12 protein-coding genes and 1 pseudogene are annotated in these 13826 nt (G+C 61.6%); 10 read left to right on the top strand and 3 right to left on the bottom strand.

The features are described from left to right. Window positions 1-291: 291 nt before the first annotated feature. The 4 genes and pseudogenes from J2045_RS04275 (at window position 292) to J2045_RS04260 (ending at window position 4989) form a co-directional block, all read left to right on the top strand. Window positions 292-1482, top strand: coding sequence for a pyridoxal phosphate-dependent aminotransferase (locus J2045_RS04275; protein ID WP_307369758.1), 1191 nt, complete (start codon window positions 292-294; stop codon window positions 1480-1482). Beyond that, window positions 1479-3092 carry a 5-guanidino-2-oxopentanoate decarboxylase gene (locus tag J2045_RS04270; protein WP_307369756.1) on the top strand — a complete coding sequence of 538 codons (1614 nt, stop codon included), beginning with the start codon at window positions 1479-1481 and terminating at the stop codon, window positions 3090-3092. The genes J2045_RS04275 and J2045_RS04270 overlap by 4 nt, the downstream gene beginning before the upstream one ends. Before the next feature lie 552 nt (window positions 3093-3644). Further along, a pseudogene (locus J2045_RS04265) lies at window positions 3645-3965 on the top strand (type 2 periplasmic-binding domain-containing protein); the annotation flags it as partial. A 223-nt stretch (window positions 3966-4188) separates the two neighbouring features. Then, window positions 4189-4989, top strand: coding sequence for a creatininase family protein (locus J2045_RS04260; protein ID WP_307369754.1), 801 nt, complete (start codon window positions 4189-4191; stop codon window positions 4987-4989). An 11-nt stretch (window positions 4990-5000) separates the two neighbouring features. Here the strand turns inward: J2045_RS04260 and J2045_RS04255 are convergent, their stop codons facing one another. Continuing rightward, window positions 5001-5954 (bottom strand): LysR family transcriptional regulator, encoded by a 954-nt coding sequence (locus J2045_RS04255; RefSeq protein ID WP_307369750.1) that lies wholly within the window; start codon window positions 5952-5954, stop codon window positions 5001-5003. 179 nt (window positions 5955-6133) lie between these two features. On the opposite strand from J2045_RS04255, the gene J2045_RS04250 reads away from it, so the two are divergent. The 6 genes from J2045_RS04250 (at window position 6134) to J2045_RS04225 (ending at window position 12838) form a co-directional block, all read left to right on the top strand. Continuing rightward, on the top strand, window positions 6134-7150 hold the full coding sequence (locus J2045_RS04250) for an ABC transporter substrate-binding protein (RefSeq protein ID WP_307369748.1): 1017 nt from the start codon (window positions 6134-6136) through the stop codon (window positions 7148-7150). A gap of 252 nt (window positions 7151-7402) precedes the next feature. Next, window positions 7403-8233, top strand: coding sequence for an ABC transporter ATP-binding protein (locus J2045_RS04245; RefSeq protein WP_307369746.1), 831 nt, complete (start codon window positions 7403-7405; stop codon window positions 8231-8233). Then, entirely contained in the window at window positions 8233-9027 is a 795-nt protein-coding gene (locus J2045_RS04240; RefSeq protein ID WP_166600630.1) for an ABC transporter permease, read from the top strand. Before J2045_RS04245 ends, J2045_RS04240 begins: the two co-directional genes overlap by 1 nt. Beyond that, window positions 9027-10340, top strand: coding sequence for a cytosine deaminase (locus J2045_RS04235; RefSeq protein ID WP_307369744.1), 1314 nt, complete (start codon window positions 9027-9029; stop codon window positions 10338-10340). The genes J2045_RS04240 and J2045_RS04235 overlap by 1 nt, the downstream gene beginning before the upstream one ends. 2 nt (window positions 10341-10342) lie before the next feature. Beyond that, entirely contained in the window at window positions 10343-11755 is a 1413-nt protein-coding gene (locus tag J2045_RS04230; protein ID WP_307369742.1) for an FAD-binding oxidoreductase, read from the top strand. Window positions 11756-12256: 501 nt separating this feature from the next. Next, window positions 12257-12838: an NAD(P)H-dependent oxidoreductase gene (locus tag J2045_RS04225; RefSeq protein WP_307369740.1), complete on the top strand. Its 582-nt coding sequence runs from the start codon at window positions 12257-12259 to the stop codon at window positions 12836-12838. A 15-nt stretch (window positions 12839-12853) separates the two neighbouring features. Here the strand turns inward: J2045_RS04225 and J2045_RS04220 are convergent, their stop codons facing one another. Next, window positions 12854-13243: a RidA family protein gene (locus J2045_RS04220; protein WP_307369738.1), complete on the bottom strand. Its 390-nt coding sequence runs from the start codon at window positions 13241-13243 to the stop codon at window positions 12854-12856. A 210-nt stretch (window positions 13244-13453) separates the two neighbouring features. Continuing rightward, window positions 13454-13765, bottom strand: coding sequence for a hypothetical protein (locus J2045_RS04215; protein ID WP_307369736.1), 312 nt, complete (start codon window positions 13763-13765; stop codon window positions 13454-13456). Window positions 13766-13826: the final 61 nt, after the last annotated feature.

The raw sequence follows: 13826 nt of genomic DNA, 5'->3' as shown, positions 1-13826 counted from the left end.
CTTATTCGCCTCTATCTGATTGAACGCAGTCGGCGTCGGAGCCGAGAACAACGAAAAGCGCATCAAAGGTTGCCTCACCCAGTCAGTAGCATCGGTCACTGGGCGCCTAACACTTGATCGCCGAGGTGTATCGCGAGAAGCGCCTCGGGTTAGACCAGGAACAGTAGAGTCGTCTGCCGGACTTTCTCCACGCGCATGGACGGGCCTGACGACATGCATTCGGCGCCAGGCTTCGGGCAGACTCTGGCCGGGTGCGATGGGCGAAACTGAAGACAATGGGGACCATTCCACATGCACTACGCTTCGATCACCGACAGGCTGGCCGATCTCGGTTCCGGAAAATGGGCGCTGCATATCCGCGCCCGCCAGATGAAGGAGACCGGTCTAGACATCATCGAGTTGACCATTGGCGAGCCGGACCTGCCACCGGATGAACGTCTGTTGGCAGAATGCCAGCGTGCCATGCTGGCCGGACGCTATCGCTATTCCAGCGGCCGCGGCGAACCCGCAATACTGGCAGCGCTTGCTGCCAAGTATGCAAAAAGGCGCGCTGACGTGACTGAGGAGAACGTGCTGTGTTTTCCCGGCACACAGACAGCCCTGTTCTGCGTGATGCTGGGCCTGGTCGAGGCCGGCGACGCCGTGCTGGTCGGCGACCCCCTTTATGCAACCTATGACGGGGTCATACAGTCGACCGGGGCGCATCGTGTGACCGTGCCGCTTCGCCCCCAGGCAGGCTTTCACATGCAGGCCGCAGACCTGGAAGCAGCAATCACGCCCGCTTGCCGCGTCCTGCTTCTCAACACCCCGCACAATCCGAGCGGGGCAGTGCTCAACCGTACAGAACTGGCAGCCATCGGCGACGTCTGCCGTCGTCACAATCTATGGATCGTCTGCGACGAGGTCTACGAGGAACTGGTTTTCAAGGGCAGCTTCGCCTCGCCATTCGACAATCCGGAACTCGCCGACCGCACGGTCGTGGTATCGTCGATTTCCAAGTCCCACGCGGCACCTGGCTTTCGCAGCGGCTGGGCGGTCGGCCCTGTCGATTTCACCAGGCGCATCCTGCCGTTATCGGAGACCATGCTGTTTGGCGTCCAACCCTTCATTTCCGACATGACCGCCTATGCCCTGACGCATGACATCGAGACCTCACGGCACATGCGTGCCTCCTACGGCGCGCGCGCATCGCGCATCGCCGAAGCACTTGCAGGCGCGCCGGGTCTGAGAGCGCATCCTCCGGAAGCGGGCATGTTCATCCTGGTCGATGTCTCCGAGACAGGCATGACTGGTGAGGCCTTCGCCTGGGCACTTCTGGAGGAAGAAGGCGTGGCCGTCATGCCGGGCTCATCCTTTGGTGACAAGGCTGCATCTTTCCTGCGTCTTAGCCTGACCGTACCCGACGCGTTGATCGAGGAGGCTTGCCTGCGCATTCGCGCGCTTGCCATGCGCTGCGTTAGCCGCAGGGAGCGCCGCGCATGACAGTCCCGATGAAGACGGTCGGAGAAACACTTGTCGATCTCCTGGAGGCGCACCAGGTTGATGTCGTGTTCGGCATTCCTGGCGTACACACGGTTGAACTCTATCGCGGTCTCGCCGCTTCATCGATACGCCATGTCACCCCGCGCCACGAACAGGGGGCCGGCTTCATGGCCGACGGATACGCGCGGGTCAGTGGCAAGCCCGGCGTGGCGCTTGTGATTACCGGACCGGGGCTGACCAACATCATCACCGCCATGGCGCAGGCGCGCCAGGATTCGATCCCGATGCTGGTGATTTCCGGTGTCAACCGGCGCGATTCTCTGGGTCACGGGCGTGGCCTGCTGCATGAATTGCCCGATCAGCATGCAATGATCGGCACCGTTGCGCTTTATTCGCACACCCTGCTCAATCCCGGCGACCTCGCCAGTGTCATGGAGCACGCATTCTCGATCCTGTCGTCTGGACGACCGGGACCGGTTCATGTGGAGATACCGACCGACGTCATGTCGATCCGAATTCCAGCGCCCCCCGTCCGCAAACCGCTTTCCACACGACCGCGCGCCGACAGCGACATGCTGCAGGCGGCCGCCAACCTCGTCGCCAGCGCCAGTCGCCCAGTGATTGTGTGCGGCGGCGGAGCCCTGACTGCGGAGGCTGAGATACGGGGACTGGCAGAACGCATCGATGCGCCAGTGGTGACCACGGTCAATGCGCGTGGTCTCCTTGCCGGCCATCCACTGCGCGTACCGGCAAGCCCCAGCCTCGAGACAGTCCGCAGGCTTCTGGCCGATGCCGACCTTGTGGTCGCCATCGGTACTGAGATGGGGCAGACAGATTTCGATATGTATGTCGACGGCAGGTTTCCGGTTCTTGCCAACCTGATCCGCATCGACATCGATGCGACACAGCTGGCGCGCGGCCCTCATGCTTCGTTATCGATCCTGTCGACTGCGCGCGAGGCCGTTGCAGGTCTGAGTGCGTTGCTCCCCGAGACTGAGCCTCTCGGCAGCGGGCAGGCGCACGCCAAAGCCGCTCGGAGCGAAGCGCTTGAGGAGCTGTCGCCGAAAATCAGGATGGAGATCGGCATCATCGACGCGGTCTACAAAGCGCTGCCCGGCTGCCGTATCGTTGGCGACTCCACACAGCCCGTCTATGCCGGCAATCTTTATTGTGATGTTCCGGCCCCCGGTCGCTGGTTCAATTCGGCCACCGGCTACGGCACGCTTGGCTATGCGGCACCGGCAGCCGTGGGGGCGGCTGTGGCGGATCTTTCCTCACCGGTGGTTTGCCTGACGGGCGATGGCGGTTTTCAGTTCTCGCTGGCCGAAATCGGATCGGCGGCCGATATCTGTGCTCGCGTGATCTATCTCGTCTGGAACAATGACGGCTATCAGGAAATCGAGACCTATATGGTCGAAAACGGGATCACGCCGGAAGGCGTTCGTCCCGCCGCTCCCGATTTTTGCCTTGTGGCCAAGGCCTACGGCGTCCCGGCGATACGGCTGGGATCTCTGGACGATCTGCCGTCCGCCCTTGCGCAGGCAGCGACGCGCAACGGGCCAAGTCTGATCGAGATACACCAGACAAAAACCCGCGGCGTGACCCGCTGACCGGAAACTTGCGAATCTAAATGGGACGAGCCAGACGCCTTCAGTATAAGCCTGATCGCGCTTGGAACGGTTGCGGAAGACTGCGACCGTCGGCCCAAATGGCAGTCAAATAGACCGGGTTCGCGATATATGTGGACTGCATGTGTTTCGGCCCTTTAATTGCGGGACATGGTCAACCTGTTTTGTCGGTGCCGGGGGCAGGGTCCTTTTCTAGGTCTGCCGCAGTAGCTGGGCACGCCGCCAATTCACGCGTCCGGAAGGTTCAGCCCCTTCAGCGGTTTGGCGGCATGAGCCTTGCCTGTCGGAGATTGCCGCGCGCGCAATTGCCCAGCTAGGGACATGGCGGTCCCTCTTAGATAGTCATTCAGGCCGCAGTGTAGTCGATCGCAAAGCTCAGACGATCATCGTAGTGCAGTTCCCAATAGGCTTGCCAAATCTGGTGAGTGATCGCCCCACCGTCCCATCACCAACCGGCGCGCCATCAAGCTCGGTGATCGCCATGACGCCACTAGCCGTGCTGGACATGACGATCTCGTCACTCTGATAGGCAAGCTCCCCGACTATGCCTGGGTGGCACCACCCGGAATCCGCTATTCCGACGGCGCGCTCGCAAGCGTCGTCAGTTGTCTGAAGTCTGCCGATGCCCTCACGGTCATGCCGCACAGCGTTGTGTTTTCACAGCGCAAGGAACGAACGATTACGGCCCTGCCGATCAACATTCCCCACCCGGAACGAGCGCTCGCCATCCTTCGCCGCGTCGATGCGCCACGATCTCCGCCTGTCGAACAGTTCTCGACCTTCATTCGCTCGAGTTTCGACAGCCTGAAGCATCTCATCAAGCGGCATGAGGAGGCCGTGGTCTGGGGCAATTAACGATGCGTCGTGATCCAGCCTCGAAACGGCGATCCTCTCCCTTCGCCGCCCTCGACAGATTCAGGGAAATCACACCCAAGCCGGGAGGTTCGCTGACATTCATCTTCATGGCCTCTTCTGCTGCTGCGAGCGAATTTCGGCATCGGCGCGAGCGCAATATGGTGCTTTTCGAGACCCGCGATTTTGCCTAATCGAACATGGAAAGAGACAGCGGGGCACGGTGATGAGCAAACCATTTTTCTGGAACGAATTGACGACGACCGATTTTGCCAGCCTGTCTGCAGACACCACCGTCGCCATCCTGCCGATCGCCTCGACGGAGCAGCACGGGCCCCATCTGCCGATCGCAACCGACGTCGCCATCGCCAACGGCATGCTCGCGGAACTGAAGGCACAGCGTCCCGACGATCTCGATTTCCTTGTCCTGCCGACACAGGAAATCGGCAAGGCCAACGAACATGTCTATGGCCCCGGCAGCCTGTCCTTCGGCCCCGAGATCCTCATCCCCGCCTGGACCGCGATCGGCGCAAAGGTCGCGGAAGCCGGCATTCGCAAGCTCGTCATCGTCAATTCGCATGGCGGCAATGTCGACGTCATGAGCATCGTCGGCAGGGAATTGCGCGTCCGCCACCAGATGGTCGTTGTCTCCACCCAGTGGGGCCGTTTCGGCAATCCCGACGGCATGATTTCAGAACATGAAAGCCGCTACGGCATCCATGGCGGCGAGGTCGAGACATCGCTGATGCTGCATTTCCGCCCCGAGCTGGTGCGCATGGAAAAGGCTGAGAACTTCATCTCCAAGGCCGAGGATATGCGCTCCAATTCAAAATTCCTGACCCCGCTACCGCCGCATTCGCTGGCGTGGATCGCCCATGATCTCAACCCACATGGCGTGGTCGGCGATGCCTCGAAGGGCACGGCAGAAAAGGGCGCGGCGATCTGCCGGCACCAGGTGGCCGGCTTTATCGACCTTTTGCGCGATGTCACCGCCTATCCGCTGGAAAACCTATACACTCCAGGCTGACCGCACAAACCTCAGCTTCCGCTTCGGATCGTCTCGGGAATATGCCCGCAGGCCTTCAGTTCCTGTACAAGGCCAAGCAGTTCCTGCATCAGATATTCGACAAACAGGCTTGTCGCCGAATCGAGCGGCGCCCTCGCGCGGGCAAAGAGCTTCATGGGCTGGTGTCGCACATGCGCTTCGGTCAGCGCACGAAACACCAGTTCGCCGCGCCGGCATTCCGCCACCGCATCCAGTGGATTGAGCAGGGTCAGCCCCGTTCCGGCCTTCACCAGCTGCTTCATCAGTTCCGATGAATTGGTTTCGACCACCGGGTCAACGAGCAGCGGCAGCGGCGCCAGCGCCAGATCGATGATATTGCGCAGGCTGGTCCCCGATTGCGCCAGGATCAGCGGCTCCTGCACCACATCCACGAGGTCGATCGGTCCCTCCTCGCGCGCCAGCCGATGCCCGGGCGGCAGCACGACGCCAACCGGCACGTCGAAATTGGCAAGCGTTCGTATGCCGGGCGTCGCCGGAATGTTGAAGCCCAGCCCCAGATCGACCTCGCCTGTCAGCACCGGGTTGATCGTCGTTGAACCACCGTCATTGCGCAGCTTGATCTGCACGCGCGAATGTTTCGCGATAAAACCGGCCAGGATCGCCGGCAGCGGACCGGAGGCGAGGCCAACCGTCGTGACCAGCGAAACCTTGCCGACCTGCGGCGTCTTCAATCCCCTCAGCCGCCCCTCAAGACGCTCGTAATTCTTCAATACGTCGCGGATATGTTCGACACAGAGTTCGCCCGCCGCCGTAAGCCGCAGACCTTTCGGCAACCGCTCGAAGATCGGCGCGCCCAGTTCCTCCTCCAGCGCAAGGATCTGCCGGTTGACCGCCGACGACGCAACGTTGAGCCTGGCTGCAGCCTTGCGGATCGAGCCGCAGCGAACGATTTCATTGATATAGACGAGCTTTCGGGAGTGAAGCACGAGACCTCCGCTGCGCAAAAATTAGCCATGCCGCTTCACTATGCAGCATTCCCACGAGCAGTGCAAAAAAAGCATCGATGCGGACGAATTTTGATGCTTTTCAAGACGCAAGGCAGCCGTTCAAATGCGATCAAAGGGAGCTCGAAAACGGGCCCCGGAACGAACAGGGGAACAATCGAATGCGCGACACGCTCACCAAGACCAGCCTTTTCGCCCTATTCGGCCTCGCGACATCGCTGGCCGCCGGCACCTCGGCTTACGCCCTCGATGAGGTCAGTTACGGCACAAACTGGCTGGCCCAGGCCGAACACGGCGGCTTTTATCAGGCCGTGGCCGACGGCACCTATGAGAAGTATGGCCTGAAGGTCACCGTGATCCAGGGCGGCCCGCAGGCCGCCAACCGCGCGCTGCTGATCGCCGGCAAGGTCGATTTCTACATGGGCAGCCCGCTCGGCGAAATGGACGCCGTCAAGGAAGGCATCCCGCTGATCGACGTCGCGGCCATCTTCCAGAAGGACCCGCAGGTCCTGCTCGCCCATCCCGATCAGGGCATCGAGACCTTTGCCGACCTCGCCAAGCTCGATAGCATCTTCATGGGCAAGGACGGTTATGTCACCTATTACGAGTGGATGAAGAAGAACTTCGAGGGCTTCACCGACGAAAAGTACAAGCCCTACACCTTCAACCCGGCCCCCTTCATCGCCGACCCGAAGTCCGCGCAGCAGGGTTACCTGACGTCGGAACCCTACGAGATCGAGAAGCAGGCCGGCTGGGCACCGAAGGTCTTCCTGCTCGCCGACAACGGCTACAACCCCTATTCGACGATGATCACGACCACGACGACCATGGTCGAAAGCAAGCCGGATGTTGTGCAGCGCTTCGTCGATGCCTCGGCTGAAGGCTGGTACAACTACCTCTACGGTGACAACAAGGCCGCCAATGACCTCATCAAGAAGGACAATCCGGAAATGACGGATGGTCAGATCGAATATTCGATCAAGAAGATGAAGGAATATGGCATCGTCGAATCCGCCGAAGCGCTCGACAAGGGCATCGGCTGCATGACCGACGAGAAGTACAAGGCCTTCTTCGACGCCATGGTCCAGATCGGCGTCCAGCCGGCGGACCTCGACTACAAGAAGGCCTACACCACCCAGTTCGTCTGCAAGGGTGTAGGGATGGCGCTGAAGAAGTAATGCCCACCTCCCCCTTGAGGGGGGAGGTCGCAGCGAAGCTGCGGGTGGGGGTGATCGATCGTATCCCAATGATGTCACCCCACCCCGGCACTGCGTGCCGACCCTCCCCTCAAGGGGAGGGTAGAAGCGCACCGCAATCCGATCTCCCCCTTGAGGGGGAGATGTCCGGCAGGACAGAGGGGGTGTACCCCACCTCGCAACGCCACCCCTGCCGCAACACCAGAATGCAACGCGGATGTAACGCGAGACAGAATGACCAGTTTGCCATCCACGGAAGACCCCATCACCCCGCCCCCTCCCGAACAGCGCCGGGCGCTTGTAGTGATGAAGGACGTATCCAAGGTGTTCTCCAGCGGCACGGTGGCCTTGACCGGCATGTCGCTCACCGTCAATGGCGGCGAGTTCGTTTCGCTGCTCGGCCCCTCCGGCTGTGGCAAGTCGACGGCGCTCCGGATCATCGCCGGCCTCGGCGACACCACATCAGGCACAATCGACTGGCCGAGTTCGCGCATAAACTCCAAAGGCCTGCCCGAAGGCGATATCTCCTTCGTCTTCCAGGAACCGACGCTGATGCCCTGGGCGACCGTCTTCGGCAATGTCTACCTGCCGCTCAAGCTGCGCGGCGTCTCCAAGTCTGCCGCCAGGGCTGACATCCTGGCCGCCCTCGACCGCGTGGGCCTCAAGGATTTCACCGACGCCTATCCGCGAGAACTCTCCGGCGGCATGAAGATGCGCGTCTCGATCGCCCGCGCCCTCGTCACCAAGCCGAAGCTTCTCTTGATGGACGAGCCCTTCGCAGCCCTCGACGAAATCACCCGGCAGAAGCTGAACGACGACGTGCTGGCCCTGTGGAAGGAAACCGGCATCACGGTCATTTTCGTCACCCATTCGGTGTTCGAAAGCGCCTATCTCTCAAGCCGCATTGTGGTGATGAAGGCCCGCCCCGGTCGCGTCCACGCCGATTTCCCGCTGCAGACCAGCCTGGACCGAGACGCTTTCTACCGCACCTCGGAGGATTATCGCCAAGCCTGCGAAACCGTCTCCAGGACACTGCTCGAAGCGATCGGCGGGGAGGAACATTGATGACCGGAACGGCCGAAACGCTCGCAAAGATCCTCGTCCCCATCCTCGTCGTCTGCACCCTGCTGGTCATCTGGCAGGTCGGCGTCTGGGTCTCCGGCGTGCCGCAATACATTCTGCCCGGCCCGATCGCCATTGCCGGTGCCCTCTTCAAGGACTGGGGCACGCTGTCGCCAGCACTCTGGGTCACCACCAAGATCACGCTGATGTCGCTGGGCTTGGCGCTTCTCGGCGGCGTCGGCATCGCCGTTGCCCTCGTCCAGTCGAAATGGATCGAGATCGCCTTCTACCCGATCACCGTCATCCTCCAGGTGACCCCGATCGTCGCCATCGCCCCGCTGATCCTGATCTATTCGCCGTCCACGCAGGTTGCGCTCCTGATCTGCGCCTTCCTCGTCGCCTTCTTTCCGATCCTCTCCAACATGGTCCAGGGCCTGAAGAGCGTCGACCACAATCTCCTGAACCTGTTCGATCTCTACGGCGCCTCCCGCTGGCAGACGCTGCTCTATCTGAAGCTGCCGGCCTCGCTCCCCTATTTCATGACGGGGCTCCGGATCGGTGGCGGCCTCGCGCTGATCGCTGCCGTCGTTGCCGAATTTGCGGCCGGTTCCGCGGGCGCCGGTTCGGGCCTTGCCTTCCGCCTGCTCGAGGCCCAGTTCCGTCTGAACATTCCACGCCTTTTCGCAGCCCTTTTCCTGCTCTCCTGCCTCGGCGTCGTGATCTTCGCCATCACCTCCTTCATTTCCTGGCTGGCGCTGCATCGCTGGCACGAGAGCAGCCTGAAACGAGAAAACTGATGTCGAGCCCGATTGCCAATCTGCCCGCCGCCAAGCGCTTCGTCCTTGCCAATGCGACGCTGCCCGAAATCTGTGTCGATGGTGTCGAGGCGCCCGCCTGCGAGGGCCTGATCAGCGCCGACATCGTGGTGGCCGAGGGCAAGGTCGAAGCGATCCTGAAGCCCGGCACCGCCCCATCGGGCCTCCCCTCGACGGATCTCCGCAACGGCATGGTCTGGCCGACTTTCGTCGACATGCACACCCATCTCGACAAGGGCCATATCTGGGACCGCCGGCCGAACCCCTCGGGCGATTTCATCGGCGCGCTCGAAGCCGTGAAAACCGATCGTGAGGCCCGCTGGTCGGCTGCAGACGTCAAGGCCCGCATGGAGTTTTCGCTGCGCACGGCTTACGTCCATGGGACCAGCCTGATCCGCACCCATCTCGATAGCCTGGCGCCCCAGCACCGCATCTCTTTCGAGGTCTTCGCCGAAGTCCGTGACGCCTGGGCCGGCAAGATCGACCTGCAGGCAGCCGCCCTCTTCCCCTTCGACCAGATCACCGACGAAGCCTTCTTCAAGGATCTGGTCGAGGTCATCGTCGCCAACAAGGGTCTGCTCGGCGGCGTCACCTATCTGATGCCGGGGCTCGACGAAAAGCTCGACATCCTCTTCCGCACCGCCTCCGAAAACGGCTTGGACATCGACCTGCATGTCGACGAGACGCAGGACAAGGAAACCCTGACGCTGAAGACGATCGCGGAAGCCAAGATCCGCAACGGCTTTGAGGGCGCAGTCACCGTCGGCCATTGCTGCTCGCTTGCGCGTCAGGACGACGACCTGGCCAAGCGCACCATCGATCTGGTGGCAGAGGCCGGCCTCTCGGTCGTCTCGCTTCCGATGTGCAACATGTATCTGCAGGACCGCGTGTCCGGCCGCACGCCCCGCCAGCGCGGTGTCACCCTGTTCCATGAACTCACTGCCGCAGGCGTCGCGACCGCCGTCTCCTCCGACAACACCCGCGACCCCTTCTATGCCTATGGCGATCTCGATCCCGTCGAGGTCTTTCGCGAGGCGGTGCGCATCATCCATCTCGACCATCCGCTGGATACCGCAGCGAGGGTCGTCACCCGCATGCCCGCCGATATCCTGAAACGCTCCGACCATGGCCGCATTGCGGTTGGCGCCAAGGCAGATCTCGTCCTCTTCAGCGCACGCCGCTGGAGCGAATTCCTTTCCCGTCCGCAGGCTGACCGCATCGTGATGCGGAATGGCATGGGCATCGACCGCAGCCTGCCGGATTACCGCGAACTTGACCCGTTGCTTGGAGCATAGACATGGCCGACTACGCCAGGATCAAACAGGAACTGGACGGCATCGCCGTCGAGGACAATCCGGCACTCGTCAAGCAGAAGAGCCGCGACTTCTACTGGTATTCACCGATCCTGAAGGAAGAACTCGACAATGTCGTCGGAGACCTCGTCGTCTCGCCGACGACGGAAGAAGAGGTCATCCGGACGCTGAAAGTGGCCTATGCCCATGGCGTTCCCGTCACCCCGCGCGGCGGCGGCACTGGCAATTACGGCCAGGCCATGCCGCTGTCAGGTGGCATCATCTTGAACCTCATCAACATGAACAAGGTGAAGGAGATCCTGCCCGGTCGCGTCATCTGCGAGCCCGGCATCATCATCTCCGAGCTTGACCGCCAGACCAAGGAACATTCGGGCCAGGAACTGCGCTTCCATCCCTCGACCAAGCAGACAGCCTCAGTCGCCGGCTTCATCGCTGGCGGCTCCGGCGGCGTTGGCTCGATCACTTGGGGCGGGTTGCGCGACCTCGGCAACATCCTGCGCCTGCGTGTCGTCACCATGGAAGCCGAGCCGCGCGTGCTCGAACTTTCCGCCTGGGACCTGCAGAAGGTCTCCCATGCCTATGGCACCAACGGCATCATCACCGAAGTCGAGATGCCTCTGGCGCCGGCTTACGACTGGGTCGACGTCATCGTCGGTTATGACGAGTTCATGGACGCGGTAAAATTCGCCGATGCGCTCTCCCACAAGAACGGCATCCTTTTGAAGGAAGTCGCCCCGATCGCCGCCCCCATTCCCTTCGACTATTTCACCCGCCACAAGCCCTGGCTGAAGGAAGGCCAGGCGGTGGTGGTGCTGATGGTCGCCCCCCATTCGATGGAGCCTTTCCTGGCGCTCGCCGAGCGGATGAAGGGCGACGTTCGCTTCCGCTCTGACACGGTCGAAAGCATGAAGGGCATCCCGCATGCCTATGAGCTCACCTGGAACCACACGACGCTGCGGGCGCTCAAGCTCGACACCAACATCACCTATCTACAGGTCCAGTATCCCGGCCCCGATCATGTCGAGAAGGTTCGGATCATGACCGAGCTCTTCCCCGACGAGGTCATCGGCCATCTCGAATTCATCAAGTTCGACGGCCAGATCCAGTGCGCCGGCTTGCCGCTGGTGCGCTACACGACAAAGGAGCGGTTGGAGGAGATCATCCGCATCCACGAGGAAAACGGCTGCCCGATCTTCAACCCGCATCGCTACACCCTGGAAGAAGGCGGCATGAAGCAGACCGATCAGGTGCAGCTGGATTTCAAGAAGGAAACCGATCCGAAGGGCCTGCTGAACCCCGGCAAGATGATCGCCTGGGAGAACCCGGACTTCGATTTCTCGGCGGGAAAGAATTACCTGTTCCCGGGGCTCGAGGTGTTTGCGGAGGCGGGGGAGTAGGAGTCGCGCCAGGTTGGGCCTAGCTTCGGTCGGTGACTGAGGTTACCCCCCCTCTGCCCTGCCGGGCATCTCCCCCTCAAGGGGGGAGATTGGGGCTCAGCCAACGCCTCGCCCACACCGAAATACTGATCCGCGGACGAGGCAATGAAGGCCTAAAACCCACTGACCGCCAAACGCAGACATCCACGAACTCAACGGATGACGCAACCGCGAACGGCAGCCCCGTCCAATCTCCCCCCCTTGAGGGGGAGATGTCCGGCAGGACAGAGGGGGGTACCCCACACTCAACAGACGACAGATAAGGAACCACACCAACCGCCACACCACCCCCATTCCGAAGGTACTCCCGGCCGGCCCTCCGGCCCATGCAACACCTGACATGGCATTCCCCACCCCTCGGCATCTGGCGGCGAAGGATCGGGATGCTGGGACAAACGGCGCGGAAGTTTTCAACTGGACCCCGGCTGCGAAAGCGGCGGGCAACGACTTGGAGCTTTTCACATGCGCGTACTCGTCCTCCACTCCCATCCCCTCGATGAAAGCTTCGGCCGGGCGCTTTACAAGCTCACCTGCGAGAGCCTGGAAAAGGCCGGTCATGAGGTCGATGGCTGCAATCTCTATGAGGAGGGTTTCGACCCGGTGCTCTCGGCCCATGACCGGCGCGTCTATCACGACATTCCCGACAACCTCTCGCTGGTGCAGCCCTATGTCGACCGCCTGAAACAAGCCGAAGCACTTGTTATCGTCACCCCCGTCTGGAATTTCGGCTTCCCGGCCATGCTGAAGGGCTATTTCGACCGCGTCTGGCTGCCCGGCGTCTCCTTTGACCTCGTGGATGGCCAACTCACCCCGACGCTGCGCCATATCCGCAAGCTCGCCGCTGTCATGACCTATGGTGCCACCCCGATGCGCGCCTTCCTCGCCGGCAATCCGCCAAAGAAGATCGTCAAGCGTGTCATCCGCGCCCAGATCAAGATCGGTGCGCCGGTCAAATATCTTGCCCATTACGACATGAACAACTGCACGGAAGAAACCCGTGCCGCCTTCATGGCCAAGGTGCGCCGCGAGATGGAAAATTTCTGAGAGAGAGGCTGGCGGTCAAACCACCTTGGCCGCCGTCACCTCGACTTCAACGAGGAATTCGGGCCGGGTGAAGCCACCCACCACCAGCAGCGTCGAGACCGGTTTGGGGTCGAGCGTGTAGCGATCACGCACCGCCATATAGGCCGGAAAATCCTCGCGCCGCGTCACGAAACCCGAAATGCGGATGACGTCGGCGAAACTCATCCCGGCTTCATTGAGAATGGCACCGATCGCCTCGAAGCAAAGCTCAGCCTGACCCGTCAGATCGGGTGGGATCGTGTCGTCCGGACGGATACCGAGCTGTCCCGACGTCACAAGGAGGCGGGCACCCTCTGGCACGAGGAGACCGTGATTGTAGTGGCCAAAGGGGCGGCGCACCGATGGGGGATTGATAGCCGTTTTCATGGTTTGGAGCCTAGCGCAGCTGATCCTCTGCCGAAAGTGCAAAACGATCCGCCTTGCCGATGTGTCGAAGCCGGAGGTGCTGGTCTTCCTTTGCCGGATGGCTGCATCAGCTCTCTGCACCGAATGTCCGGCATGCCGCGCCGGAGAACCTGTCCCACTGGAATCGAGCTTCTGTCGACGAAACCGGTTCAGCGCGTGAGCGCGGTTGTCTTATTCGCACTGGCCTACGGGCACATCCAGGTCATAGGTCGTCTTGCCGGGACCATCTGGGAGGATTGGGATGAGATAGACCTTCAGGTCGCAATCCTGGCTACGGATCGTCCATTCGCCTGCGCCGTCGGCGCGCGTGCCGGTGTTGCTGATTGCGCCTATCGGTTGCTGCCGGAGCAGGTCGGCGATGCGGGCATCACCCAGGATGCGGCCGATCTTCTCCGCGCTGTCATAATAGCCTGACAGGGCCGCTTGCACTTGGCCCGGCCATATCGTGGCGAAGATGACAAGTGCGCTCATGATGTTCTTCATACTGAACTCCCGATTGGTCCGGCCACAGGTTTCCATGATGTCTCTCACAACGCAAGGGCGT

The sequence above is a fragment of the Peteryoungia aggregata LMG 23059 genome (assembly GCF_030814435.1).
GTDB lineage: Bacteria > Pseudomonadota > Alphaproteobacteria > Rhizobiales > Rhizobiaceae > Allorhizobium > Allorhizobium aggregatum.
The sequence above is the reverse complement of the archived record's forward strand: the minus strand, read 5'-3'. Positions and strand labels throughout refer to the sequence as shown.